At 66.5% G+C, this 25523-nt stretch carries 20 protein-coding genes; 15 read left to right on the forward strand and 5 right to left on the reverse strand.

The features are described 5' to 3' along the window. Positions 1-30 precede the first annotated feature (30 nt). Together U4Y88_RS04365 and U4Y88_RS04370 are read right to left on the reverse strand one after the other, a co-directional pair. A complete protein-coding gene (locus tag U4Y88_RS04365; protein WP_321782500.1) occupies positions 31-1092 on the reverse strand; it encodes a C45 family peptidase in 1062 nt (353 codons plus the stop codon). Between the two features lie 197 nt (positions 1093-1289). After that, positions 1290-2150: a MurR/RpiR family transcriptional regulator gene (locus U4Y88_RS04370; protein WP_310632849.1), complete on the reverse strand. Its 861-nt coding sequence runs from the start codon at positions 2148-2150 to the stop codon at positions 1290-1292. A gap of 486 nt (positions 2151-2636) precedes the next feature. On the opposite strand from U4Y88_RS04370, the gene speC reads away from it, so the two are divergent. From speC to U4Y88_RS04410, 8 genes are all read left to right on the forward strand, one after another. After that, the gene (gene speC / locus U4Y88_RS04375) at positions 2637-4949 is read left to right on the forward strand and encodes an ornithine decarboxylase (protein WP_321782502.1); all 2313 of its coding nucleotides are present in this window, start codon (positions 2637-2639) and stop codon (positions 4947-4949) included. A gap of 59 nt (positions 4950-5008) precedes the next feature. After that, complete coding sequence (potE, locus tag U4Y88_RS04380; protein WP_224015493.1) at positions 5009-7270, forward strand: putrescine-ornithine antiporter; 2262 nt, start codon at positions 5009-5011, stop codon at positions 7268-7270. Positions 7271-7292: 22 nt separating this feature from the next. Further along, positions 7293-8549 (forward strand): arginine deiminase, encoded by a 1257-nt coding sequence (gene arcA, locus U4Y88_RS04385; protein ID WP_224015495.1) that lies wholly within the window; start codon positions 7293-7295, stop codon positions 8547-8549. Positions 8550-8578: 29 nt separating this feature from the next. Further along, a complete protein-coding gene (locus tag U4Y88_RS04390) occupies positions 8579-9589 on the forward strand; it encodes an ornithine carbamoyltransferase (protein ID WP_224015497.1) in 1011 nt (336 codons plus the stop codon). Between the two features lie 49 nt (positions 9590-9638). After that, positions 9639-10571: a carbamate kinase gene (arcC, locus tag U4Y88_RS04395; protein WP_321782504.1), complete on the forward strand. Its 933-nt coding sequence runs from the start codon at positions 9639-9641 to the stop codon at positions 10569-10571. 148 nt (positions 10572-10719) lie between these two features. Beyond that, positions 10720-13035, forward strand: coding sequence for an Orn/Lys/Arg decarboxylase N-terminal domain-containing protein (locus tag U4Y88_RS04400; protein ID WP_321782506.1), 2316 nt, complete (start codon positions 10720-10722; stop codon positions 13033-13035). Between the two features lie 168 nt (positions 13036-13203). Beyond that, the gene (locus U4Y88_RS04405) at positions 13204-13473 is read left to right on the forward strand and encodes a hypothetical protein (RefSeq protein ID WP_321782508.1); all 270 of its coding nucleotides are present in this window, start codon (positions 13204-13206) and stop codon (positions 13471-13473) included. A gap of 70 nt (positions 13474-13543) precedes the next feature. Next, entirely contained in the window at positions 13544-13774 is a 231-nt protein-coding gene (locus tag U4Y88_RS04410) for a hypothetical protein (RefSeq protein ID WP_321782510.1), read from the forward strand. A 287-nt stretch (positions 13775-14061) separates the two neighbouring features. On the opposite strand, the gene U4Y88_RS04415 is transcribed toward U4Y88_RS04410, so the two are convergent. Both U4Y88_RS04415 and U4Y88_RS04420 read right to left on the reverse strand, forming a co-directional pair. Further along, positions 14062-14754, reverse strand: coding sequence for a VIT1/CCC1 transporter family protein (locus tag U4Y88_RS04415; protein WP_224015507.1), 693 nt, complete (start codon positions 14752-14754; stop codon positions 14062-14064). 13 nt (positions 14755-14767) lie between these two features. Continuing rightward, a complete protein-coding gene (locus tag U4Y88_RS04420) occupies positions 14768-16537 on the reverse strand; it encodes a SulP family inorganic anion transporter (RefSeq protein WP_321782512.1) in 1770 nt (589 codons plus the stop codon). 58 nt (positions 16538-16595) lie between these two features. Between U4Y88_RS04420 and U4Y88_RS37735 the strand changes: the two genes are divergently transcribed. From U4Y88_RS37735 to U4Y88_RS04455, 7 genes are all read left to right on the forward strand, one after another. Then, positions 16596-17228 (forward strand): hypothetical protein, encoded by a 633-nt coding sequence (locus U4Y88_RS37735; protein ID WP_415774390.1) that lies wholly within the window; start codon positions 16596-16598, stop codon positions 17226-17228. 208 nt (positions 17229-17436) lie between these two features. Further along, complete coding sequence (locus U4Y88_RS04430; protein WP_224015531.1) at positions 17437-18366, forward strand: hypothetical protein; 930 nt, start codon at positions 17437-17439, stop codon at positions 18364-18366. Positions 18367-18540: 174 nt separating this feature from the next. After that, positions 18541-19710, forward strand: a complete 1170-nt coding sequence (locus U4Y88_RS04435; protein WP_321782514.1) for an AI-2E family transporter — start codon at positions 18541-18543, stop codon at positions 19708-19710. 29 nt (positions 19711-19739) lie between these two features. Next, on the forward strand, positions 19740-21386 hold the full coding sequence (locus U4Y88_RS04440; RefSeq protein ID WP_321782965.1) for an efflux transporter outer membrane subunit: 1647 nt from the start codon (positions 19740-19742) through the stop codon (positions 21384-21386). Beyond that, positions 21383-22507 carry an HlyD family secretion protein gene (locus U4Y88_RS04445; RefSeq protein WP_321782515.1) on the forward strand — a complete coding sequence of 375 codons (1125 nt, stop codon included), beginning with the start codon at positions 21383-21385 and terminating at the stop codon, positions 22505-22507. The genes U4Y88_RS04440 and U4Y88_RS04445 overlap by 4 nt, the downstream gene beginning before the upstream one ends. A 2-nt stretch (positions 22508-22509) precedes the next feature. Beyond that, positions 22510-23544 (forward strand): DUF2955 domain-containing protein, encoded by a 1035-nt coding sequence (locus U4Y88_RS04450; RefSeq protein ID WP_224015515.1) that lies wholly within the window; start codon positions 22510-22512, stop codon positions 23542-23544. Next, positions 23544-23933 (forward strand): potassium channel family protein, encoded by a 390-nt coding sequence (locus U4Y88_RS04455; RefSeq protein WP_321782967.1) that lies wholly within the window; start codon positions 23544-23546, stop codon positions 23931-23933. The genes U4Y88_RS04450 and U4Y88_RS04455 overlap by 1 nt, the downstream gene beginning before the upstream one ends. 27 nt (positions 23934-23960) lie before the next feature. Here U4Y88_RS04455 and U4Y88_RS04460 read toward each other — a convergent pair whose 3' ends face one another. Beyond that, complete coding sequence (locus U4Y88_RS04460) at positions 23961-25523, reverse strand: efflux transporter outer membrane subunit (RefSeq protein WP_321782517.1); 1563 nt, start codon at positions 25521-25523, stop codon at positions 23961-23963.

Genomic DNA, 25523 nt, shown 5'->3' on the forward strand with positions numbered 1-25523 from the left:
GAAATCGGTGAAGGCTTCGGATGCGGCGAATCAGCCGCGCGCGATCGGCTGGCTCGTGACGCGCGCGCCGTCCTGCCAGACGTCGAGCGTCACGCCGCGCGCGTCGATGCGCATGCAGGCCGTGGCGAGCGTGTTTTCGTCGTCGGGATCGCGCGGGTCGTCGCGGAAAATCGGCAGGCCCGGGCCCGCGCGGTCGTGCAGCGTTTGCACGAAAGCCTCGCCGTGCGGATGTGCGCCTGGATGTGCGCCCGGCTTTGCAACCAGCGCCGGCAGCAAATCGGCGAGCCGCGCCTGGCGATCGCGCGACGAATCGGTGACGATCTGCGCCTCGTGCTCGCAACCCGCGTGAATCAGATGATTGGCGTGCCCCGAGGGCGCGCTCACTTCGACGACCGAAGCGCGCTGAGCCGTGGCTTCGACGCTGAAGACGCGCACCGCGCCCGCCGCGTCGGTGCCGCCGAGCGTGTGATGAAAGCCGCTCGCGCGCGGCGTGTCGCGCAGCAGCGCGAGCGCGTCGTCGAGCGAGGCGGCGTCGAGCACGGCGCGCGCGAGGATCATGCGCGGCACGCCCGCGCGCGGCTCGCGAATGCGCACGTTGTTGATCGCCTGCGCGACACCGGCGCGCGACGCCGCGAACGTGTGGCCCGGCAGCGAGCCGGGGTAATAGAAGCTGACGAAACCGGGCTGGCCCGCCGGTTCGACCTCGACCATGTGGCAGCGGCCGCGCAGATACGGGTCGCCGTCCTCGTTGTGCGCGATCAGACCGGCTGCGGGCGTGGCCGACGCCAGCGTCGTGCAGCCGTCCGGCGCGTTGTGGATCAGCTCGCCGCGGCAATTCCAGAGGAACAGGTCGTGCGCGGACCAGCCGAGCGCCGCGGCCATGGCGTCGAGTTCGGCGACCTGCGCCGGGAAATACTGCTGCGCCGCCGCGCGCAGTTCCTGCACGAACGCATGGCCGCGCCAGCGGCTCACGGCCTGCCACGCGCTGCTTTGCGCCATATAGGTCTCGAAGACCGGCTTCGCCAGCTCGCCGAGCTGCCGCCCGATCGCCTCGGGCGTGCCGCCCATCCGGTAAACCTTCAATTCCTGCATCGATTGTTCTCGCCTGTAAGCCTGGGCCATGCCTGTAACGGCCGATGTCGGATTTATACGCCACACAACATATGTTGTCAATTCAAATGCGAGCAACAACAAATGGAATCGCATGGGGCGTAAAAAAGGCCGCCTTCGAAGGCGGCCTGCAAGGTATCGGCGACCGGGCCGAAACCCTCACGTCATATCAAGGCATATCAAGGCACATACGCCCCGCGCGCGTTGAGCGAGCGCTCGGCTTCCTCAAGCTGCGCCACGGCGCCCGCGCCTTCCAGCGAGAGCAGATGCGCGACGAGCGATTCGGCCAGCGCCGTCGCCGCCACGAGCGAAGGGAAAAACGACGGGCTCTCGTGCGTGAAGATCAGCACTTTTTCGGCGTTGAGCGCGATGGGCGACACGGCGCTGTCGGTGATCGCGATCAGCTTGCTGCCTTTTTCAAGCGCGGCTTCGGCCACGCGCACCGCTTCGACCGAATACGGCGCGAAGCTGACCACGATCGTCGCGCTGTCGCGCTCGATGCCGAGCAACTGCATTTCGAGCGTTCCGGCCTCGCCGCCGAGCAGCGAAACGGACGGACGGAACAGCCGGTAGCCGTAGACGAGCCCGAACGCGACCGCATAGCACGAGCGGAACCCCGCCACGTGCACGTGCTTCGCCTTCTTGAGCACGCGCGCGGCCTCGATCATGGTGCGTGCGTTGTGCACTGCACTGGCGTCGAGATTGTGTTGCTGCGCGACGAGCAGATCGCGAGCGAGCGCGTCCTTGGCGCTGCCCGCGACGAGCGAACGCGCGCGGCTCGACAACGGCTCGGGACGCGTGCGCACACGCGCGACGAACAGATCGCGCAACTCGTTCCAGCCCGGAAAGCCGAGTTGCTGCGACAGCCGCACGAGCGACGCGGGCTGCACGCCCGCGCGCTCCGCGACCTTGCGCATCGACGAAACGGCGACTTCGTCGGGATGGTCGAGCAGGAAGGCCGCGCCGGTCTGGAATTGCGGGCTCAGGTCGGAAAAACGCGCGCGAATGAGCGCGGCAAGCTGGTCGAAGCTGTCTGGCATGCGGATGGCGGCGTGGGACCGGCAGTGGGCGACAACAAATGTTACCACTGCGTTGCAGAATGTTGTGAAGCAAGTGCCTGTCGAAGATGAAAATCACGCTGTGTTCGTGCGCTGCACAAAGGCCAATTCACAGTCAAATCACGGCCGAATTCACGACCCAATACACGACCCAACGCACGCCGAAAAATTAGACAGGAACCCGAATCGTTAATAGACATCCGCATGCGATTTTTCACGTCTGCAAACGCCGTCTCGCCTGGGACCAAAGTCCTATATCGGCGCTACGTGCAGCTTCATATACTCAGTCACCGAAAGCGTCTCACACATTGCTCACGCCGCGACGAACGCCCTCGCGATTCGCACGCGTCAGCACATAAAAACCGACATCGGATCGCATGCCGGTTACGAGCTTGACGCACTCGAAGGAGACCTGCCGTGATGCCTTTCTCACTGAAAGCGCCGACTATTCCGATCTCTTTTCATAAGATGCTGAAGATCGTCGCGATCGTCGACACCGACGATGCGCAGACGCGCGAACTGCTCGACGCCATTTCGACAGAAAACTTCCGTGTCGAGATCACCAGCCACATCAAACGCGACGTCAGCGAAGACGCGGACGTGGGCGCCTATATCGTGCTGCTCGACGGCGAGCGCCTCGCGGGCGCGCGGGAACTGGCAATGGCGGTGCGTGGGCTCGGCTTTCGCACGCCGCTCTGGGCGCTCTCCAACTCGCACCGGCTGTCCGATCTCGCGGTCGTCGGCGGCCTCGGCGAAATCGACGGCTATATCTACCTCGGCCAGCAAACGCCCGCCTTCTACGCGAGGCAGGTCACGGCCAGCCTGATCCGCTATGGCATGAGCCTGTTGCCGCCGTTCTTCGGCGGCCTCGTCAGTTACGACGCCGAAGCCAATATCGCGTTCGACTGTCCCGGCCATCAGGGCGGACAGTTCTACCGCAAGTCGCCGGCCGGACAGCTATTCTTCAAGCACTTCGGTGAAAGCATTTTTCGCAACGACCTCTGCAATGCCGACGTCGAACTCGGCGATCTGCTGATCCACGAAGGCGCCGCCGCCGAAGCGGAGCGTCACGCGGCGGCCGTGTTCGGCGCGGATCAGACCTACTTCGTGCTCAACGGCACCAGCACCTCGAACAAGATCGTGACGGGCGGCGTGTTGCGGCGCGGCGATCTCGTACTGTTCGACCGCAACAATCACAAGTCGCTGCATCAGGGCGCGCTGGTGCAGGCGGGCGCGATCCCGATCTTCCTGCCGACGGCGCGCAACGCGTTCGGCATGATCGGCGCGGTCGACTGGTCGGCGTGGGACGAGGACGCGCTGCGCGAGCAGATCCGCCAGCATCCGCTCGTGAACGATCCCGTACGCAGCACGGCGGCGCGCCCGTTCCGGCTCGCGTGCATCCAGCTCGCCACCTACGACGGCACCGTCTACAACGTGCGCAAGGTGCTGGAGAAGATCGGCCACCTCTGCGACTACGTGCTCTGGGACGAGGCCTGGATCGGCTACAACGCCTTCCACCCCTTGTTCGACGATCACAGCCCGATGCGTCTGAAGAACCTGACGCCGGATATGCCCGGCCTGTTCTCGACGCAATCGGTCCATAAACAGGGCGCCGGTTTCTCGCAGGCTTCGCAGATCCACAAACGCGACGATCATCTGCGCGGCCAGCCGCGCTATATCGAACACAAGCGCTTCAACGAGTCGTTCCTGATCCACGCCAGCACGTCGCCGTTCTATCCCCTCTTCGCCTCGCTCGACGTGAACGCGAAAGTGCACGAGGGCAAAGCCGGCGAGATGCTCTGGGACGGCTGCATCGAACTCGCGATCGAAGCGCGCAAGAAGCTGCGCCAGTTCGTGCATCACTACGCGGAGCACGGCAAGACGCCCGAGGAACAGTGGTTCTTCGATCCGTTCGTGCCCGACGTCGTCGATATCAAGAACTCGCGCTTCACGGACGACGTGGTGAACATCGCGTGGGAAGACCTGCCGACGAACGTGATCAAGCACGAGCAGCAGTGCTGGGAATTCCGCCCGGAAGCGACGTGGCACGGCTACGCGGGTTATGCGCCCGGCTATGTGATGGTCGATCCGAACAAGCTGACGCTGCTCACGCCGGGCATCGACCGTCAAACCGGCGGCTATCTCGACTTCGGCGTGCCCGCCACCGTGGTGGCGAACTTTCTGCGCGAGGAAGGCATCGTCCCGGAAAAGTGCGATCTGAACAGCATCCTGTTTCTGATGACGCCCGCCGAGGACGAAAGCAAACTGAACACGCTGATCGCGCGCCTCGTCAAGTTCAAGAACCTCTGGGACCGCGACGCGCCGCTCGCCGATGTGCTGCCCTCGCTCTACGCGGCGCATGCCGAACGCTACGAAGGCTATTCGCTGCGGCAGATCTGCAACGAGATGCACGGCTTCTATCGCGAAGCCAACGTGAAGAACCTGCAGCGGCTCTGTTTTCGCGCGGAGAGTTTTCCGCAACTGGCGATGCCGCCGCACGATGCCTACGAGGCGCTCGTCGCCAACCGCGTCGATTATGTGCCGCTCGACAGCGCGCGCGGGCGCATCTCCGCCACGCTCGCGCTGATCTACCCGCCCGGTATCGGCGTCGTGCTGCCCGGCGAGCGCTGGGACGCGCGCGCGCAGCCGATGCTCGACTACTTCATGGCGTTCCAGGAATCGTTCAACCGGTTCCCCGGTTTCAACTATGAAGTGCAAGGCGTGTTTCAGGAACGGGAAGACGGCCGCATCCGCTTTCATACCTACGTGGTTCAAGAGTAGCCATCGAACGATCGGGTTCAGATCAGGTTCAGACCGAGTTCACCAAGGAGGTGAGCGCCATGAACGACCAGCCGAAAAAGATGAACGTCGTGCAACTGACGTTTATCGTGACCGTCAACATGATGGGTTCCGGCATCATCATGTTGCCCTCCAACATGGCGAAAGTCGGCGCGATCTCGCTGCTCTCGTGGGTCGTGACCGCCGTGGGGTCGATGGCGATCGCCTACGGCTTCGCGCAGGCGGGCATCCTGAACCAGCGCGCGGGCGGCATGGCCGCCTATGCTGAGGATGCCTATGGAAAAGCCGGTTACTTCCAGGTGTTCTTCCTCTACTTCCTCTCGGTCGCGATTGCAAACGTCGCGGTCGCGAGTTCGGCGCTCGGCTATCTCGCGGGCTTCTTTCCGGCCTTGACGTCATCGCCGGTCGCCACCTGCATCGGCGTGATCGCGCTGCTGTGGATCACCACCGTCGCCAACTTCGGCGGGCCGAAGCTGACGGGCCGCATCGGTTCGGTGACGGTCTGGGGCGTGATCCTGCCCGTGGGCTTCATGTCGATCGCCGGATGGTTCTGGTTTCATCCCGCCTATTTCGCGGCGGCCTGGAACCCGCAGGGCCTGAGCCTGCTCGGCGGCATGGGTTCGAGTATTTCCCTCACGCTGTGGGCGTTTCTCGGCATGGAATCGGCGGTGCAGAACTCGTCGGCCGTCGAAAATCCGAAGCGCGACGTGCCGCTCGCCTGCCTGTTCGGCACGCTCGGCGCGGCCGTCATCTACGTGCTCTCGACCACGGTGATCCAGGGCATCGTGCCGAACGACGCGCTCGCGAAATCGACCGGGCCGTTCGGCCTCGCGTTCGCGCATATGTTCACGCCCGCGATCGGCTCGATCGTGATGGCGCTCGCGGCGATGGCCTGCGTCGGCTCGCTGCTCGGCTGGCAGTTCACGCTCGCGCAGACCGCGAAGGACGCCGCCGACAGCGACATGTTCCTGCCGGTGTTCAGCAAGGCCAACCGCACCGGCGCGCCGATCCCCGGCATGATCATCATGGCGATCGTGCAGTCGCTGATGGCGCTCTCGACGATCTCGCCGAATCTCGCCGAACAGTTCGCCGCGCTCGTGAACCTCGCGGTGGTCACCAACGTCCTGCCCTACATCATTTCGCTTTCGGCGCTGTTCATGATGATGCGCGAGGCGGGCACCGAAGCCGCCGTCTACCGCCGCAACGCCGTGGTCACCGTGGTGGCGATGGTCTACTCCATCTACGCGCTCTACGCCTCGGGCAAGGACGCCGTGCTCGGCGGCATGCTGGTGCTCGCCATCGGCTATGTGATCTACGGCTTCATGGCGGCGCGGCGCGCGGGCAGCGCGGCGAGAGCCGGCAAGCCCGCGATCCTCGCCGCCGGGATCATCGCGTTCCTGGTGCTGTGCTCGCCGTGGCCGCATCGCGCGCACGCCGCCGAAACCGACAACGCCACGGCGGCGGCGACGACCGGCGCGCTGGCCCGCATCAAGCAGTCGGGCAAGATGACCATCGGTTATGTCGCCGACGCGCGCCCCTACGCGTTCCGCAACGGCGAAGGTCAGCCCGACGGCTATGCCGTGGCGCTGTGCACGAAAGTCGCCGACAAGCTCAAGACCGATCTCGCGCTGCCCGCGCTGGCCGTGAACTGGACCGTCGTGAAAGCCGACGATCGCTATCGCGCGCTTCAGGATCACCGCGTCGATCTGCTCTGCGCCGACGCCGAGACGCTTACGGGCCGCCAGTACATCAGCTACTCGATTCCCGTCTATCCGGGCGGCATTGCCGCGCTCACGCGCGCCGACGCGCCCGCCGGCCTCAAGGAAGTGCTCAGCGGCTCGACGCAATCGGAGCGGCCGATCTGGCGCGCCTCGCCCGCCCAACTGCTGAACGCGCAGACGTTCTCGACGCTGGAAAACTCGCCCACGCAGCACTGGCTCCACGAACGCATGGGCACGTTCAAGCTGTCGGCGCGCGTGATCACCGCGTCGAGCTATGAAGACGGCGTGCAGCAGGTGCTCTCGCGCAAGGCGGGCGTGTTCTTCGCCGAGCGCGCGATTCTGCAGGACCAGGTGAGCCGCAACCCGTCCGGCGACCGGCTGCTGGTGCTGACGCGGCGCTTTTCCTATGCGCCGATTTCGCTGGGCGTGGCGCGCGGCGACGAGGATCTGCGTCTGTTCGTCGACCGCACGCTGAGCCAGGTCTTCAAGGCGGGCGACTACCGCGAAAGCTATGTGAAGTGGTTCGGCCAGCCGGACGAGGACGCACGCAACTTCTACCGTCTGGCGATCCTGCCGGACTAGACACAAAAGCAAGGAGACGACGATGGGCACGGAGACAGTAAGCCTTGGCGTGCATTCCGAGGCCGGCAAGCTACGCAAGGTGATGGTCTGCTCGCCCGGCCTCGCGCACCAGCGCCTGACACCGAGCAATTGCGACGAGCTGCTTTTCGACGATGTCGTCTGGGTCAGCCAGGCGAAGCGCGATCACTTCGACTTCGTCACCAAGATGCGCGAGCGCGGCGTCGAGGTCGTCGAAATGCACAATCTGCTTGAGGAGACCCTCAAGAACCCGGATGCCGCCGACTGGATTCTCGACCGCAAGATCCGCCCGGACACGGTCGGCGTCTCGCTTGCGAGCGAGGTCCGCAGCTGGTTTGCGGGACTCGACGCGCGCCGTGCTGCCGAGTTCCTGATCGGCGGCGTGGTGGCCGAAGACATCCCCGAGAGCGAGGAAAGCCACACGCTCAAGATGTATCGCCAGTATCTCGACTACTCCAGCTTCGTGCTGCCGCCGCTGCCGAACACGCTGTTCACGCGCGACACGACCTGCTGGATTTACGGCGGCGTGTCGCTCAATCCGATGTACTGGCCCGCGCGCCGCCAGGAAACGCTGCTCGCCACGGCGATCTACAAATTCCATCCCGACTTCGCGGACAAGCCGTTCGAAGTCTGGTACGGCGACCCCGACACCGATCACGGCGCCGCGACGCTCGAAGGCGGCGACGTGATGCCGATCGGCAAGGGCAGCGTGCTGATCGGCATGGGCGAGCGCACGAGCCGTCACGCGATCGGCGCCATCGCACAGCGGCTGTTCGAAAAAGGCGCGGCCGAACGGATCGTCGTCGCGGGGCTGCCGAAATCGCGCGCGGCCATGCACCTCGACACGGTGTTCAGTTTCTGCGACCGCGATCTCGTGACGATCTTCCCCGAAGTCGTCAAGGCGATCGTGCCGTTCACGATCCGCCCCGACGGCAACGATCGGTCGAAGCTGCATGTTCAGCGCGAGGAAAAGCCCTTCGTCGATGTCGTGGGCGACGCGCTCGGCCTCTCGAAGCTGCGCGTGGTGGAAACCGGCGGCAACAGCTTCGCCGCCGAGCGCGAGCAATGGGACGACGGCAACAACGTGGTCTGCATCGAGCCCGGCGTGGTGGTCGGCTACGACCGCAACACCCACACCAACACCTTGTTGCGCAAGGCCGGCGTGGAAGTCATCACGATCAGCGCCAGCGAACTCGGACGCGGACGCGGCGGCGGCCACTGCATGACCTGCCCGATCATTCGCGATCCCATCGACTACTGAGCATCGACTACTGAGAACGGAGATTCACAATGGCCTTCAATCTCTCGAACCGCAATTTTTTGAGTCTGATGCACCACTCGACGCGCGAGCTGCGTTATCTGCTCGACCTGTCGCGCGATCTGAAGCGGGCGAAATACACGGGCACCGAGCAGCAGCATCTGAAGGGCATGGAGATCGCGCTGATCTTCGAAAAGACCTCCACGCGCACGCGCTGCGCGTTCGAGGTGGCCGCGCACGACCAGGGCGCCAACGTCACGTATATCGATCCGCATTCCTCGCAGATCGGCCACAAGGAAAGCATGAAGGACACGGCGCGCGTGCTCGGCCGCATGTTCAATGCGATCGAGTATCGCGGCTTCAGCCAGGAAGTCGTCGAGGAACTGGCGCGCTATGCGGGCGTGCCGGTGTTCAACGGACTGACCGACGAATATCACCCGACGCAAATGCTCGCCGACGTGCTGACCATGCGCGAAAACAGCGACAAGCCGCTCACGCAGATCAGCTACGCGTATCTCGGCGACGCGCGCAACAACATGGGCAATTCGCTGCTGCTGATCGGCGCCAAGCTCGGCATGGACGTGCGCATCGGCGCGCCGAAATCGCTCTGGCCGAACGACGAGCATATCGCCGCCTGCCGCCAGTTCGCCGAGGAAAGCGGCGCGCGCCTCACGCTCACCGAAGACCCCAAGGCGGCCGTCGAGGGCACCGACTTCGTTCACACCGACGTGTGGGTGTCGATGGGCGAGCCGTTCGAGGCGTGGGGCGAGCGCATCAACATACTGCTGCCCTATCAGGTCAACATGGCGCTGATGAAGGCCACGAAAAATCCGCAGGCGAAATTCATGCACTGTCTGCCGGCCTTCCACAACAGCGAAACCGAAGTCGGCAGACAGATTTCCGCGCGCTATCCCGAACTGACGAACGGCATCGAGGTCACGGAGGAAGTGTTCGAATCGCCGCTGAACATCGCGTTCGAGCAGGCCGAGAACCGCATGCACACGATCAAGGCGATTCTCGTTTCGACGCTCTCCAACATGTGAGAACACGCGGCGCGAGGAGACCACAGAACGGACCACGAAGGGGAAGACGATGCGCATTGTGATTGCGTTAGGCGGTAACGCGCTCCTGCGGCGCGGCGAACCGATGACGGCCGAGAATCAGCGCGAGAACGTCCGCATCGCGGCGGAACAGATCGCGCAGATCGCCGAGGGGAACGAGCTCGTCATCGCGCATGGCAACGGTCCGCAGGTCGGTCTGCTCGCGCTGCAGGGCGCGGCCTACAAGGACGTGCCGGGCTATCCGCTCGACGTGCTCGGCGCCCAGACCGAAGGGATGATCGGCTATCTGATCGAGCAGGAACTCGGCAACCTGCTGCCTTTCGAAGTGCCGTTTGCGACCATTCTGACCCAGGTCGAAGTCGATCCGGCGGACCCGGCTTTCCAGCATCCGAGCAAGCCGATCGGCCCCGTCTACGACAAGGCCGAAGCCGAGCGGCTGGCCGCGGAAAAAGGCTGGAGCATCGCGCCCGACGGCGACAAGTTCCGCCGCGTCGTGGCGAGTCCGCGCCCGCAGCACATCTTCGAGATCCGGCCGGTGAAGTGGCTGCTCGAACGCGGCACGATCGTCATCTGCGCGGGCGGCGGCGGCATCCCGACGATGTACGACGACAAGCGCAGCCTGCACGGCGTCGAAGCGGTGATCGACAAGGACCTGTGCTCCGCCCTGCTCGCCGAGGAACTCGAAGCGGACATGCTGATCATCGCGACCGACGTGAACGCCGCCTATATCGACTGGGGCAAGCCCGAGAGCAAGGCCATCGCGCAGGCGCATCCCGACGAACTCGACCGGCTCGGTTTCGCGGCCGGCTCGATGGGGCCGAAGGTCATGGCCGCCGCCGAATTCGCCCGCCACACGGGCAAGGACGCGGTGATCGGCGCGCTGCCCGACATCGTCGCCATTACGCGCAATGCAGCGGGTACGCGGGTCAGCACCCGCGAACCCGGGCTGCGCTATTACGGCTGAAAGCGTCGACTGCATGCGTCGACTGAAAGCGTCCCGTGAACGCTGCGCCTGAAAGCGACGCCTGAGCCTTTCCCCTGAACGCTTCGCGGCGCGCCACGGCGCGCGCGAAGTTTCCCCACCACGCGCGCCGAACCGCAAGGGAGTTCACATGCCGTTCTCATCGGAATCCGTCTATCGCCGGCTCGGCATGAAGGCGCTGCTGGTCGATCACGAAGTCGAGACGCGCACCGCCAGCGGCCGCGCCGCCGAAGCGCTCGCGCGCGAACTGGAGGATCGCAACGTGCGCGTCGTCACCGCCGCATCGGCCGACGACGCCATCGCCGTGATCCAGTCCGATCCGCTCGTGCAATGCCTGCTGCTGAGCTGGGAACTCGAAGGCGACGACAGCCACCTGGCGGCGCAGCGCGTGCTCGACGCGCAACGGCTGCGCAGCGCGACCGTGCCGATCTTCCTGCTCGCGAGCCGCACGAGCGCCTCGACGATTCCCGTCGACGCCATGCAGAAGGCCGACGACTTCATCTGGATGCTCGAAGACACGACCGCGTTCATCGCCGGGCGCATCATCGCGTCGATCGAACGCTATCGGGAAACGGTGCTGCCGCCGATGCTCGGCGCGCTCGCGCGTTTCTCGCGCGTGTTCGAATACTCGTGGCACACGCCGGGCCATACCGGCGGCACCGCCTTCATGAAATCGACCGTCGGCCAGGCGTTCTTCGAGTTCTTCGGCGAACAGCTGTTCCGCTCGGACCTGTCGATTTCGGTCGGCGAACTCGGCTCCCTGCTCGACCACAGCGGCCCGATCGGCGAAAGCGAGCGTTACGCGGCGCGCGTGTTCGGCTCGCATCGCACGTATCACGTGACGAACGGCTCGTCGATGTCGAACCGCGTGATCCTGATGGCGAGCGTGACGCGCAACCAGATCGCGCTCTGCGACCGCAATTGCCACAAGTCGGCCGAGCACGCGATGACGATGTCGGGCGCGATCCCGACTTACCTCGTGCCGTCGCGCAACCGCTACGGCATCATCGGGCCGATCCTGCCCGAGCGCCTCACGGCCGCCGCGATCCGCCTGCTGATCGAACAAAATCCGCTCGTGCGCGACCGCGACGGCGTCGAGCCCGTGCCCGTGCATGCGCTCGTGACGAATTCGACCTACGACGGCCTCTGCTACAACGTCACGCGCCTCGAAGAACTGCTCGGCGAAAGCGTCGACCGGCTGCACTTCGACGAAGCCTGGTACGGCTACGCGCGCTTCAATCCGCTCTATCGCGATCGCTTCGCCATGCACGGCGATCCGGCCGATCACGACGCGTCGAAGCCCACGGTGTTCGCCACGCACTCGACGCACAAGCTGCTCGCGGCCTTGTCGCAGGCCTCGTTCATCCACATCCGCGACGGCCGCAATCCGATCGAGCACGCGCGCTTCAACGAGGCCTACATGATGCACGCCTCGACCTCGCCGCAATACGCGATCATCGCTTCGAACGACGTGAGCGCCGCGATGATGGACGGCGCGGGCGGCGAAGCGCTCACGGGCGACGCGATCCGCGAGGCCGTCGCGTTCCGCCAGATGCTGTCGCGGCTGCACGCACAGTTCGACGAGCAGGACGACTGGTTCTTCGACGGCTGGCAGCCTGATCAGGTCCTGAACCGGCAGACCGGCCGCCGCACGCCGTTCCACGAAGCCGACCCCGAACTGCTCGCGACCGATCCGTCGTGCTGGGTGCTGCGCGCCAACGAGGTCTGGCACGGCTTCGGCGAGATCGAGGACGGCTACTGCATGCTCGATCCGATCAAGGTGTCGATTCTCACGCCGGGCGTCGCGCCCGAAGGCGGCCTCCAGCCGATCGGCATTCCGGCCTGCGTGGTCACGGCCTATCTCGACCGCCACGGCATCGTCGTCGAGAAGACCACCGATTTCACGATCCTGCTGCTGTTTTCGATCGGCATCACCAAGGGCAAGTGGGGCACGCTCGTCAACACGCTGCTCGACTTCAAGAAGGACTACGACGCGAATTTGCCGCTCGATCAGGCGCTGCCCGGACTGGTGGCGCGTTATCCGCAGCGTTACCGGGGCCTTGGGCTGCGCGATCTGTGCGACCTGATGTTCCGCGCGATGCGCGACCTCAAGACCACCGAGATGATGTCGCGCGGATTCTCGACGCTGCCGCATCCCGAATGCAGCCCGCAGGAAGCGTTCGAGCTGCTGGTCCACAACGACGTGGAAACGCTCGACCTCTCGCAGATGGCGGGGCGCGTGGTCGCCAACGCGGTCGTGCCCTATCCGCCGGGCATTCCGCTGCTGATGCCCGGCGAGAACGCCGGCCCCGCCGACGGCCCGCTGCTCGGCTATCTCAAGGCGCTCGAACAATACGATCTGCGTTTCCCCGGTTTTACGCACGATACGCATGGGGTCGAAGTCGAAGACGGCGTGTACCGGATCGCCTGCATCAAGACGTCCTAGACGCGCGCGGGTTGTAGCCATGCGCAGCCATGCGCAGCCATACGCAACCATGCGCAGCCACGCGCCGTCCCACTTATCAGACCAAAGTCCGATACAAGGGGGCGGCGCGCGCGTATAGGCTGGAGGGGCTTTAGCACTCGTCCTTCCATACCGACATAGGAGTTCGTCATGAAATACCGGACCGTGGCCATGATGATCGCGACCCTTCCTCTCCTGTGCGTTTCCGGCGTCCGGGCTCAGGACAACCCCGCATCGACCCCGGCGGCGCACGCCGCGCATCCCGACGAGATCGTGCGGATGCACCAGCAGGTCGCCGCCGCGAATCGCGAGTACGACCGCGAAGTGGCCGCGGCCAAGAAGGTCTACGACCACAAGAAGGCGGAGGCCAAGAAGAAGCGCGATGCGGCGGTCGCGGTCGCCCATCAGGGCGTCGATTGATGAGGCCAGGCGTCCCGCGCCCTTCGATCGGGCGCCGGACGCCGCCACCCATGCCGGTGAGGTACGTGTTATGGCTTTCGCTCTGCTGCTTGCGGTCTTTCTCGCCTCGACCGGCATCCTGGTCGGCGGCGCGATGAACCGGCCCGCGCAGCCGGAGACGGCGGCAGCGGCCGATGTGCGCGGCGGCGCGAATGCGCCCTCGGTGTCACTGTCGTTGCCCGCGCCGTTGCCCGCGTCGTCGAACAATGCTACGCAGTCCCAATCGGATGCTCCATCGTCCGTCAAATCGAGCGGGGTCTAGCCCGCGTGTCTAGTGGTCTCCTCGAACGCGTTGTCTGCGCGCCCGGCCAGGCATCCTCGCGATATGGCCGTGCGTTCTGAAACGCAGCCTCGGCGGTGCGAGCGTGGCGAGCGGTACGAGCGGCGTGAGCGTGACAAGCGGCACTGCCGTCAACGCGGCAAGGTCGGCAACCAGCACGGCGAATCCACTTAGTACGGCACGCATCGCAGTCTCGTCCGAAGTTCGTCGAGCCAGCATACGCGCCGGCCAACGCCGATGAAATCGGACCTTGGTCCGATTTTCCTCCCCTAACCGCCGAGCGCAATGATCGCCATCGTCAGCAGAATGCCGAGCGCGATCATCGCGAAGCCCGCGCGCATCCCGCCCGCGCCGGTATAGCGTCCCAGCGCGAAGCCCGCCGCGAACAGCATGACGAGCGTGAGCACGCGCGAGGCGACCAGCGCCGCCTTGTTATCGGCGATGACGAGAAACGGCAGCGCGACCGGAAACGTCGCCACCACCACGAGCAGAAAAATACCGAGTGCGCCGACGAAATCGGCGCGCACGAACTGCGCGCGAGGCGGCAAGGTCGAGGCCGCCGCGATGCGCGCGCGCATCCGTTCGAGTTCGGCGTCGTCGACGAGCGGCGAGAGGCTGTCGGGCAGCGCGCCGCGCAGGCTGCGCACCGCCAGCGCGGGATTGGACTCGCGCTGCACGGCCAGCGCGAGCTTGCGGCGCTGGCCGCGGTCGGCGAGCGTGCGCACGAGGTACATCACGGCGTCCGCGAGACCCCAGGCGAGATTGCAGCCGAGCGCGGTGATGAACATCTTGCGCCCCGCATCGTCGGCGACGGTGACGGCCTTGACCGCGCCGACGAAGGTCAGCGCCATGAACAGGCCGAAGCACAGTTCGCACACGCGGTCGACGACGTTGAGGATCGGCTCGCGCCGGTGGGGTCGATCTTCGGGCTGGTCTTGCCGGGCAGGCATCGCAGTGTTCATGAGAGACCTCGCATCAGGTTGGCTGGCGCGGCGTGGGCGCCGCTGCGGGACCGCGCGCCTCGGCCGCGCGCAGATACGTTTCGATCACGTCGTCCACCGTCACGAGGCGGCCGATGTCGCCGACGAGCCGCTCGAGCCCTTCCGCGCGCAGCAGGTCGCGCACGCTGCCGTGCGCCGCGACGATGCGCAGCGCCCCGCCCGTTTTCGCGAGCTGCGCCTGCAGCGCCGCGAGCATCCGCGCGCCCGCGATATCGAGTGCGGGCGCGTTGGACAGGTCGACGATCACCAGCCCGACCGGACACGCCGACGCGCCGATGGCCGCGCGAATCCGCTCGCGCACCGCATCGACGTTGAAGTACAGCAGCGACGCCTCGACGCGGAACATCAGCACGCCGGGTATCGTCTCGTTGTCGGGATGGCGTTCGTTGTCGGTATAGCGGCGCGTGCCCGGCATGCGACCGAGCACCGCCACATGCGGATGCGCAACGCGCATCACGAGCAGCAGCATCGACGCGAGCACTGCGAAAATTACGCCCTTGAGAATGCCGAGCAGCAGCACCGCACAGAGCGCGATCATCGCCACCGCGAACTCCTGGCGGCTCACGCGCCAGACGTGCCGCAGCTCGCGAATATCGACAAGCCCCTTGACCGCCACCAGCACGATGACCGCCAGCACGACCGTCGGCAGGCCCGTCAGCAGATCCGAGAGAAACACGAGACACAGGCCGATGGCGATCGACGCGAACACCAGCGCGAGCGGCGTCTTCGCGCCCGCCTGGTCGTTCACCGACGATTGCGACAGCCCGCCCGCCACCGGAAACGCATGAAAAAGCCCCGCCGCGAGATTGGCCGCGCCTAGCCCAAGCATTTCCTGACGGGCGTCGATCTCCTCGCCGTGATTGCGCGCGATGGCGCGCGCGGCCGACACGCTCTCCACGTAGGACAGCAGCATGCAGGCGAACGCGAGCGGCACGATGCCGTCGACGTCGCGCACCCTCAGCGGCGGCACGTCGAAACCGGGCAGCCCGCGCGGCAACGCGCCGACGACCTTGAAACCCATCGCGCCCAGCGGCGTGTGCGTCATCAGCACGATGGAGAGCGCCACCACGATCAAGGCGACCGGACGGCCCGGCAAATACTTTTCGCCGAGCAGCAGCAAGGCCAGCGCGACGAGGCCGAACGCGAGCACGACGAAACGCGTGTCGGGCACCTGGCGGATCAGCATCGTCAGGCGCTCGATGAACTGTTCGCCGCCGCCAGCAACACCGAGCAGCTTCGGCAATTGCGTCAGCGCGATCGTCAGCGCCGCGCCCGCCTTGAAGCCCAGCAAAATCGTCTCGCCGATGAAGTTGACGAGCGACGCGAGGCGCAGTATCCAGCCGATCAGGCACAGGGCCGCGACGAGCAGCGCGGTCAACGCGGCGATCGACGCGGCGCGCTGCGCGTCGCCGCCCGCCATCTCCGCGACGCTCACGCCAACCAGCATCGAGATCGCCGAAGTCGGTCCGATCGCCAACTGGCGCGACGAGCCGAGTAGCGCGTAGGCCGCGCCGCCAGCCAGATAACCGTACACGCCGTATTGATCTGGCAAGCCCGCGAGCGCCGCATACGCCAGCGCGACGGGAATGCCATAGGCCGCCAGCGTCACGCCCGCCACGAGATCCGACGACAGCCAGCGCAGCCGGTAATCGCGCAGCCATCGGCATGGCACCCAGGCCGCGAAGCCGCCGCGCGCCTGGGCCGCATTGCCGCTGCCTGCCTCGGGGGCCTGCTCGTCGGTCATCGCGCTCTCCTTGTCACGCTTGACGAGACCATACAAACGGTACGTGCGGAATACGACCTTGGTCGTATCCGCGCACTGTGCGAACGGCCTCGCATTCAGCATGCGCGGCGGCCGCAAAGGCGTTATTCTTTTCTCCAGCTATCCTGGACTCACCCAGGCGCTGTGTCTTCGGCCGCGATTGCAGAGGTCATGCAAAGATCGTATCGTCGGCCTGGCCGCGCCACGCAGTGATCTCCCGCGTTGCGCGAGCACGCCCCGTGAACCGCCGTACGATGCCAAGCAGGAGAACCGGATGCGAGCCCTTCGCTCACTCTGTCTGATCGCCTCGCCGCTGCTGATTGCCGGCTGCAACACGGCGCCCATTCCACCGGGCAAGCCGGTCGATATTTCCACTGCATTGCAGAACGTCCTGCAGGGTCTCTGCGATTTCCGCCAGGATCAGGCGACGAAAAAACAGGACTGGGGCGCACACGTCGAATCGGTGACCGTCGAGCTCGATCTGACCGTGGACGGCGCGCGCACTCCGCCCGTTGCCGTCGCACCGGATATCCAGTTCATCCCGACCGTCAGCTACGGCCAGATCCTCACTTCAAGCCGCGGCAGTCATCTCACGCTGACGCTCAAACCCGGCAGTCTGCCCGCCGAATGTAGCGGCACAAATGGCAGCAACGGAGGAAAAACGACGCCGTGACGCGACGCGCGTCGGCAGGGTCCGGCTTCGACACATGCCGGACCGGCCATCGACAGCAATCGAGCCGCTGACAACGGGGGTGTGAGCGATGCAGCAGCAAGCGCGGGGGATCTTGCGCGGTCGGGCGCGGAAAAAGTATGGCGTGCAGGGCGTGCATCGGGCGAATCGCGCGGCGCGCGCCGCGCGGGTGCTCGCGTGCATCGGCGTCATGACGGCCCTGCCGGGCGGCGCGGCCTATGCGCAGACGGCGCAAGGGCCGCTATCGTCGAATACGGTGGTCGGCGGCAACGTCAAGCAGCACGCCAATGCGGTGCTCGCGATCATGTCCTACACGACGGTCCCCGACGTGACGACCAGCAATCTGTCGGTCAACAACGGCGCGACCGGCAATCCGGGTTTCGGCCAGTCGCAGCTCGGCGGCGGCTTCACGCTCAGCCGCACGTTTCCGCTCTATCTCGAAGGCACGCTCGCCTATAGCCGCTACGATCCGGTGTTCCTCGCGACGGACGGCGCCCAGCAGCGCGCGGTGCCGACCCGATGGAACACGTTCAGCGGCACGGTCGGCATCGGCTGGGACTTCCGCATCACCAACGAACTGGCCTTCCGCCCTATCCTGAACGGCACGATCGGGCGCGTCGCCAGCGACCTGAAAGTGGGCCAGACGCTGTTCAATCACGTCACCGACAGCAATCTGCAGTTTCTCGAAAACGGCTCGCTCGACGCCTACGGCTACGGCGGCTCGCTGATGCTCGACTACGAGCACTATCGGGAGAACTACGAAATCGACGCCGAATTGCGCGCCACCGATATCTACCTGCGCAGTTTCGGCGGTTCGTCGGCGGCGGTGCAGGGTTCGGCCACGGCGCAGCAACTGAGCCTCTGGACGCGCTGGCGCGCGCCGACCGGCCTGCACGCGCTCGACCGGCCCGTGCGCTACGTGCTGGAGGCCGCGTACTCGCACTATTTCGGCGACAGCGCCGGCGCGCTGGGTTTCAACGATCTCACCTCGCTCGGCGTGGGGCTCGAACTCGACAGCAGCCGCTATCCCGTCATCATCACCCGCACGCGCGCGATGGTGCGCTATGTGTTCGGCCACAACGTTCACGGCGTCTCGTTCGGCTTCGCGATGAGCTTCTGAGCGGCCGCTTCAACAGAATTGCCGGGAATGCTATGGGACCAAAGTCCAATTGACCCTGTGCGGGCGCGATCCGATAGTGGGGAACCGCCATCAGGGGAACCGGCGCGGTCACGGCCAGCGCCGCCGTCTTGCTTCAGCGGCGCGTCCCGTGGCGCACCGGCAGGAGAAGAACCGATGCTGATCACACCGCCCACCCAGAAGGTCCTGTCCCGAGAGCTGCTCGACGTCCTGATACGCGCCGGGCTCGTCGCCGTGCTGGCGATCTTCTGCTTTCGCATCTTCGTGCCGTTTCTCAACCTGATGGTGTGGGCGCTGATCCTCGCGATCACGCTCTATCCGCTACAGATCCGGCTGCGCCGTTCGATGCCGAACCGGGACGGCCTGATCGCCACGCTGATCGTGCTCGCGGCTTTCGTCATCGTGATCGTGCCCGCGTATCTGCTGGGCGTGGCCGTCGCCGACTCGGTCGACAACGCGATGGCCGTGTTCAAGAGCGGCAGCCTGCGCGTGCCGCCGCCGGCCGAATCGGTGCTGAGCTGGCCGCTGGTCGGCAAGCGCGTCTACGACTTCTGGCTACAGGCGTCCACGGACATCGCGGGCGTCGCGCAGAAGTTCGCGCCCCAGCTCAAGGACGCGGGCCGCGCGCTGCTCGGCACCTTGACCGGCCTGGGCGTGGGCTTGATGGTGTTCTTCGCGGCGCTGATCGTCGCGGGCATCCTCATGGCCTTCGGCGAAAAGGGCCATGAAAGCGCCGTGCAGATCGCCTCGCGCATCTCCGGCCCGGACAACGGCGTGCAGATCACCGACCTGTGCACGGCCACGATACGCGCCGTGGCTCAGGGTGTGGTCGGCATCGCGTTCATCCAGATGGTGCTGATCGGCGTCGCCTTCATCGTCATGGGCATTCCCGGCGCGGGCCTGCTCGCGCTCGCCGTGCTGCTGATCGGCATCATGCAGCTGCCGGCCACGCTGATCACCGTGCCCGTGATCATTTTCGTGATCGTCACCGAGGGCTTGAGCACGGCGACCATCGTGTTCTCCGTCTACGTGTTCATCGCCGGTCTCGCCGACAACGTGCTCAAGCCGCTGCTGCTCGGCCGCGGCGTCGCGGTGCCGATGCCTGTCGTGCTGATCGGCGCGCTCGGCGGCATGGTGACGGGCGGCGTCATCGGGCTGTTCATCGGGCCCGTGATGCTCGCGGTCGGCTATCAGCTGTTCTGGCGCTGGGTGAAGGATCAGCCGCAGAGCCGCACGCTGGACGAGGCCCAGATCGTGGCACAGGCGCAAACCCCGTCGCAGACTCAGGCGCAGATTCCGCCACAGGCGCCCGAACAACAGCCTTGACGCTGCGGGACCCCGACGTGTTGCCCGTCATGCGCCCCTTCACGCTGGCGATGCTGCTCGGAGCCGGCGTCCTCGAAGGCTGCATGCGCGTGGGACCGGATTTTCAGCCGCAGCACGAAGCCTGGAGCGAGCACTGGCGCAGCGAGGCGGTCGAGCGCGTCACGCAGCAGACGGCGCAACCCGACGTGCGCCAGTGGTGGCGCGTTTTCGGCGACCCGAATCTCGAAGCGCTGATGGACGCGGGCGACGCCGGCAACGGCGATCTGCGGATCGCCGGGCTGCGCGTGCTCGAAGCGCGCGCGCAACTGGGCATCGCGCAGGCGGGGCGCTACCCGCAGGTGCAGCAGATCGACGCCGATGCGACCTGGTCCGCGCACCGCCACTCGGCTGCCTTCTCGCCGCAATCGGGCCCCGCGTGGCAGTACGGCGCGGGCTTCAGCATCGGCTGGGAACTCGACTTCTGGGGACGCTTCGCGCGCGCCATCGAATCCGCCGACGCCGCGTTCTTCGCCGCGCAGGCGAACCGCGACGCCGCGCTCGTGCTGCTGCACGCGCAGATCGCCGATACCTATTTCACGCTGCGCACGGCCGAGGCGCGGCTGCGCATCGCGCGCGAGAACGCGCAGCTGCAAAAGCGCAGCTACGACATCACGCAAAAGCTGTTCAAGAGCGGCGAAACCGACGAACTCGATCTTCAGCAGGCCAAAACACAATATCTGGGCACGCTCAGCAGCATTCCCGATCTCGAAAGCCAGATCGAACTCGCGCGGCACGCGCTGTCCGCGCTGGTCGGGCGTCCGCCGGGACCGCTGCCCGAACTCGACGCGCAGCCCGGCATGAGCGGCGTGCTGCCGCTCGTGGACCGCGCCGTGCTCCAGGACGTGCCCGCCGATCTGCTGCTGCGCCGTCCCGACGTGATCGCCGCCGAATATCAGATGGCGGCGCAGTCGGCGCTGATCGGCGTGGCGAAGGCCGACTTCTATCCGTCCGTGTCGCTGCTCGGCTCGCTGGTCTGGAGCGCGGGCTCGTCGCATACGCTGGCCCTCGTGGCGGGCCCGAGCGTGACCTGGAACGTCTTCGATCACGGCCGGATCGAGAACAACGTGCGCGTTCAGGACGCGCGGCTCCAGCAGTTGGCGGTGGCCTACCAGAACACCGTGCGCGAGGCGGCGCGCGAGGCCGACGACGCCGCCACGTCGCTGCTCGGCGCCTGGCAGCGCGAGACCATCCTGAACGAGGCGCAGGCGGCCGCGCAGCGCTCGCTCAAGCTCGCCAACACGATCTATCGCGAAGGCTATTCCGACTTTCAGCGCGTGCTCGACGCCCAGCGCGCGCTGTTCACGCAGCAGGACGCGTATATCGTCAATCGCGGCAACGCCATCGGCAGCCTGATCGCGCTGTACAAGGCGCTCGGCGGCGGCTGGTACACCGAACAGCCGGTCGTCGATGCGGGGACGCGCGCGCGCATGCAGCAACGCACCGACTGGGGCAATCTGATCGACGAGGTCAACGCGCCGCCTTCAGCGCACGCGCAGCAGACATCGCACGCATCGCAGACATCGCACGCATCGCAGACATCGCACGTTGCGCACGCATCGCCGGCATCGTCGTCCGCCGCGCCCGCATCACGCTCCGCGGCGGCCGTCGCCGCGCCGTCACAAGGTGCATCCCGATGAGCGCCGCCCCGAATCCTGCCCCCCAAACGCCCCCGCCCGCCGCCGACGCCTCGGGCAAGGCGCTCAAGTGGGTGATCGCGCTGCTGGCCGCGAGCCTGCTCTGGTATCTGCTCGCCGACCGCTTCACGCCCTACACACAGCAGGCGCGCGTGCAGGCCTACGTGGTGCCGGTCGCCGCCGAGATATCGGCGCGCGTCACGCGCGTGCTCGTGCACAACAACCAGGCGGTCAACGCCGGCGACGTGCTGTTCGAAGTCGACGCCGACCAGTACCAGATCGCCGCCGCGCGCGCCCGCGCCGACTACGAGACCGCGCGCCGCCAGCTCGGCGCGAATACGGCGGGCATCGATTCGGCGCAAGCCTCGCTGCGCGCGGCGCTCGCGAACGAGGTCAAGGCGCGCCAGGACAGCGACCGTCTCGAACGGCTCTATCGCGAGGACGAAGGCACGGTGTCGCTGCGGCGCATCGAGGTCGCGCGTGCGACTTACGAGCAGGCCCAGAGCCAGGTGGTCGCCGCGCGCGCCGAAGTGGAACGCGCGCGCGAACAGCAAGGCGGCAGCGAGACCGACAACGCGCAATTGCGCAGCGCGGCGGCCGCCGTCAAAAAGGCCGAACTCGATCTCGCGAACACGCAGATCCGCGCCCGTTCGAGCGGTGTCGTCACCGATCTGCGCGCGGAAGTCGGCCAGTTCGCGGCGGCGGGCAATCCGGTCATGACGCTGATCGCGATCCGCGACGTGTGGATCAGCGCCGACATGACCGAGAACAATCTGGGCCATCTGGAGCCGGGCACACCGGTCTCCATCGTGCTCGATTCGCTGCCCGGCGACGTCTTCGCGGGGCGCATCCGCAGCATCGGCTACGGCGTCAGCACGGGCCAGAGCACGCCGCCCGGCAGCCTGCCCACGGTGCAGAACAGCCGCGACTGGCTGCGGCCCGCGCAGCGCTTTCCCGTGATCGTCGAATTCTCCGCCGACGACCGCGCGCGCCTGAACCAGCTCAACAGCGTGCGCGTGGGCGGCCAGGCCGAGGTCATGGCGTTTCCGACCTCGCCCAATCCGCTCAATCCGCTGGGCCGCGTGTTTCTGCGCGCGATGAGCTGGATTGCCTACGTCTACTGACGATGGCCACGCCCAACACGCTCCCGCTGGCCGGACGGCGCGCGCTGCGCCTCGCCTTCGGCACGGCGCTGTGCCTCGCGATCAGTTTCGCGCTGGACTGGCCGATTCCCGTCATCGCACCGGTCTTCGCCGTATTCCTGCTCGCGACCCAGACGCGTCCGCTTTCGCTGAAGACCGGCGCGGCGCTCGCGATCGTGGTCGCGCTGACGACGGGCAGCGGCCTGCTGATGGTGCCGCTGCTGCGGCACTACGCGTTCGACGGCGTCGCCATCGTCGGCCTGCTGCTGTTTTTCGCGTTTCGCTACGGGCTGCGCGGCGGCAACAACCTGGTCTCGACCTTTCTCGTGGCGGGCCTGACGATGATCTCCGCGGCGGGCACGAGCGACTTCCAGCTGGCCGTGACCGTGGTCGGCGCGCTGGTGCGGGGACTCTTGCTGGCCGTGCTGGTGACGGCCCTGACGCACGCGCTGCTGCCCGAGCCGATCGACGCGCGCCGCCCGCCCGCCGCGCCGCCGATGTCCGAGGATCAGGCGCGGCGCATCGCGCTGCGCGCCGCGCTCGTGGTGCTGCCCGCGTGGCTGCTCGCCATGGCCGATCCGGCGAGCTACATGCCGATCATCATGAAGTCGGTGAGCCTCGGCCGGCAAAGCTGCGCGACCACGGCGCGCACGGCGGCGCGCGATCTGATCGGCTCGACGCTGCTGGGCGGCCTGCTCGCGATGGCGTGCTGGTTCGCGCTGCGGCTGTTCGTCGACCTGTGGATGTTTTTCCTGTGGATGCTGCTGTTCGGCCTGCTGGTGGCGCGCAGGCTCTACCGGATCCGGCCGACGCAATATTCGCCGGGCTTCTGGCTCAACAGCCTCGTCACGATGATCATTCTGCTGGGCCAGTCGGTGCAGGACAGCGTGGCGGGCAAGGACGTGCTCACGGCGTTCGCGGTACGCATGGGACTCTTCCTCGCGGTCACGATCTACGCCTGGCTGATGCTGCTGATCTTCGAGCAGCGCAGCCGCGCGAAATCCACGGAGCAAGCATGATGCAACCCCCAACGGACGACGACGAAATCCGCCTGCGCGCACGCGACATCCTGCTGGAAATGGCCAGGACGCTCTGGTATGTGCGCGCGATTCTCGGCGGCCTGCTGGTTTCATTCGTCATGCTGACGATCGGGATGTATGCGTTCGGCGAGCCCGTCGAGACCGTACGCCGGACGGCCTCGCCGTTCGGCGAGACGCTCTACTTCTGCGCGATCACCGCGCTGACGATCGGCTATGGCGACGTCGTGCCCACCTCGACATTCGGCCGCATCGACGCCGTGTTGCTCGGCCTGATCGGTCTGGTGCTGACGGGGCTGTTCGTCGCGACGGCCGTGCGGGGCGTGCAGGAAGCCGCGCTACGCGCGAGCGCGGGGCCTGAGCAGCAATGAGGGAAAACGGCGTCGACTGGCGCGCACTTAGCGGCCCGCCGAGCCCGTCGTCACAGCGGCAACGCCCGCGATTGCCGCTGAGCCTGACTGCGTTTGTGCCGGGGTTTGGGTTTGCGTCTGCGTCGCTTCAGTCGCCGACGCCCCGCTCGCGGGCGCGGGCATCGTCATCGTCTCCGCCTTCGTCACCCAGCCGCCGCCCATCGCCTTGTAGAGACTGACGTAGTACGTCAGCACCGCCGCCTCGGTTTGCGTCTGCGTCAGCTGCGCGTTGAAGAGACTGCGCTCCGCATCCAGCACCTCGATATAGCTCGTGTAGCCCGCGTCATAGCGCTTGCGCGCGAGCCGCGCGTAGACCGCCAGCGCATCGACCTGGCGTCCTTGCGCGACCAGTTCGTCCTGACTCTTCTGCAAGGCGATCATCGCGTCCTCGACCTGCTGGAAGGCCTTCTGCACCGTATCGAGATACGTGTACAGCGCCTCCTGCTCGCGCGCTTCGGCCAGATGCACCTGCCCGGTGATGTTGCCGCCCGTGAACAGCGGCTGCGCGATCGCGCCGCCCACCGACCAGATATAGGCCGGCCCGGTCAGTAGGCTCGAAAACACGGCGCTCGCCGAGCCGATCACGCCCGACACCGAAAGGTTCGGAAAATACAGCGCGCGCGCCGCGCCGATGCGCGCGTTTTCGGCGATCAGATTCTGCTCCGCCGCGAGCAGATCGGGCCGCCGCGACAGCAGATCGGACGGCACGCCCGCGGGCACAGCGGGCAGCGCGATGGCGCGCAGCTCGCGGCCGCGCGGAATCGGACCGGGATTCTGCGCGAGCAGCACCGAGAGCGCGTCCTCCTGCTGGCCGATCTGCATCTCGATCACGGGGATGGTCCCCTGCGCGGCCTCGTATTCCGACTGGCTCTGCGCCAGCTCCATCTGCGAGACGACGCCATGCGCGAAGCGCTGCGTGAACACCCGCACCGAATCGGCGCGGCTCGCGGCCGTCGCCTGCGCGATCTCCAGTTGCCGGTCGAGGCTGCGCAGATTGATATAGGACCCCGCCACCGCCGCCACCAGCGTGAGGATGGTCTCGCGCCGCCCTTCCACGGTCGCGGCCAGATCGGCGCGCGCGGCCTCGGTCTGCCGGCGCGTGCGCCCGAAGACATCGAGGTTCAGCGTCGCGCTGAGCGTCGGCGAAAACGCGTTGTAGACCGGATCGATGCCCGGCTGCAACGGCAGCCCGCTAATCTGCGACACGCGCTGGCGCGACGCGGTGAAACCCGCGCCCACCTGCGGGAAGAACGCCGAGCGCGTGATCTGCACCTGCGCGGCGAATTCGTCGATGCGGGCCGCCGCGATCTTCACGTCGCGATTGCGTTCGAGCGCCGTGCCGATCAGCTGATTGAGCACCGGCTCCTGGAACTGCTCCCACCAGACCGTATCGGCGACTTCGAGCGCTTCGCCGCTCGCGAACCGGTAGGTCGCCGGCACCTCGACATTCGGGCGCTGGTAGTCCGGCCCGAGCAGGCAGGCGCTCAGCGCGAGGGCCAGCAGCGGAGTGAGCCGTCGCGCGGCGATCGGCGTATGGGCGAGCGCGCGCAT

The sequence above is a fragment of the Paraburkholderia sp. J94 genome, from assembly GCF_905220285.1.
GTDB classification, from domain to species: Bacteria; Pseudomonadota; Gammaproteobacteria; order Burkholderiales; family Burkholderiaceae; genus Paraburkholderia; species Paraburkholderia tropica_A.

Bases quoted from the DNA above. Each gene is read 5' to 3' on its own strand.
- U4Y88_RS04410 (WP_321782510.1), top strand. From the start codon at position 13,544: ATGGCTTTCGCTCTGCTGCTTGCGGTCTTTCTCGCCTCGACCGGCATC.
- U4Y88_RS04460 (WP_321782517.1), bottom strand. From the start codon at position 25,523: ATGCGCGCGCTCGCCCATACGCCGATCGCCGCGCGACGGCTCACTCCG.
- U4Y88_RS04435 (WP_321782514.1), top strand. From the start codon at position 18,541: ATGCTGATCACACCGCCCACCCAGAAGGTCCTGTCCCGAGAGCTGCTC.
- U4Y88_RS04440 (WP_321782965.1), top strand. From the start codon at position 19,740: ATGCGCCCCTTCACGCTGGCGATGCTGCTCGGAGCCGGCGTCCTCGAA.
- U4Y88_RS04445 (WP_321782515.1), top strand. From the start codon at position 21,383: ATGAGCGCCGCCCCGAATCCTGCCCCCCAAACGCCCCCGCCCGCCGCC.
- U4Y88_RS04415 (WP_224015507.1), bottom strand. From the start codon at position 14,754: ATGAACACTGCGATGCCTGCCCGGCAAGACCAGCCCGAAGATCGACCC.
- potE (WP_224015493.1), top strand. From the start codon at position 5,009: ATGAACGACCAGCCGAAAAAGATGAACGTCGTGCAACTGACGTTTATC.
- U4Y88_RS04365 (WP_321782500.1), bottom strand. From the start codon at position 1,092: ATGCAGGAATTGAAGGTTTACCGGATGGGCGGCACGCCCGAGGCGATC.
- U4Y88_RS04405 (WP_321782508.1), top strand. From the start codon at position 13,204: ATGAAATACCGGACCGTGGCCATGATGATCGCGACCCTTCCTCTCCTG.
- U4Y88_RS04450 (WP_224015515.1), top strand. From the start codon at position 22,510: ATGGCCACGCCCAACACGCTCCCGCTGGCCGGACGGCGCGCGCTGCGC.
- speC (WP_321782502.1), top strand. From the start codon at position 2,637: ATGCTGAAGATCGTCGCGATCGTCGACACCGACGATGCGCAGACGCGC.
- arcA (WP_224015495.1), top strand. From the start codon at position 7,293: ATGGGCACGGAGACAGTAAGCCTTGGCGTGCATTCCGAGGCCGGCAAG.
- U4Y88_RS04430 (WP_224015531.1), top strand. From the start codon at position 17,437: ATGACGGCCCTGCCGGGCGGCGCGGCCTATGCGCAGACGGCGCAAGGG.
- U4Y88_RS04400 (WP_321782506.1), top strand. From the start codon at position 10,720: ATGCCGTTCTCATCGGAATCCGTCTATCGCCGGCTCGGCATGAAGGCG.
- U4Y88_RS04370 (WP_310632849.1), bottom strand. From the start codon at position 2,150: ATGCCAGACAGCTTCGACCAGCTTGCCGCGCTCATTCGCGCGCGTTTT.
- U4Y88_RS04390 (WP_224015497.1), top strand. From the start codon at position 8,579: ATGGCCTTCAATCTCTCGAACCGCAATTTTTTGAGTCTGATGCACCAC.
- arcC (WP_321782504.1), top strand. From the start codon at position 9,639: ATGCGCATTGTGATTGCGTTAGGCGGTAACGCGCTCCTGCGGCGCGGC.
- U4Y88_RS04420 (WP_321782512.1), bottom strand. From the start codon at position 16,537: ATGACCGACGAGCAGGCCCCCGAGGCAGGCAGCGGCAATGCGGCCCAG.
- U4Y88_RS04455 (WP_321782967.1), top strand. From the start codon at position 23,544: ATGCAACCCCCAACGGACGACGACGAAATCCGCCTGCGCGCACGCGAC.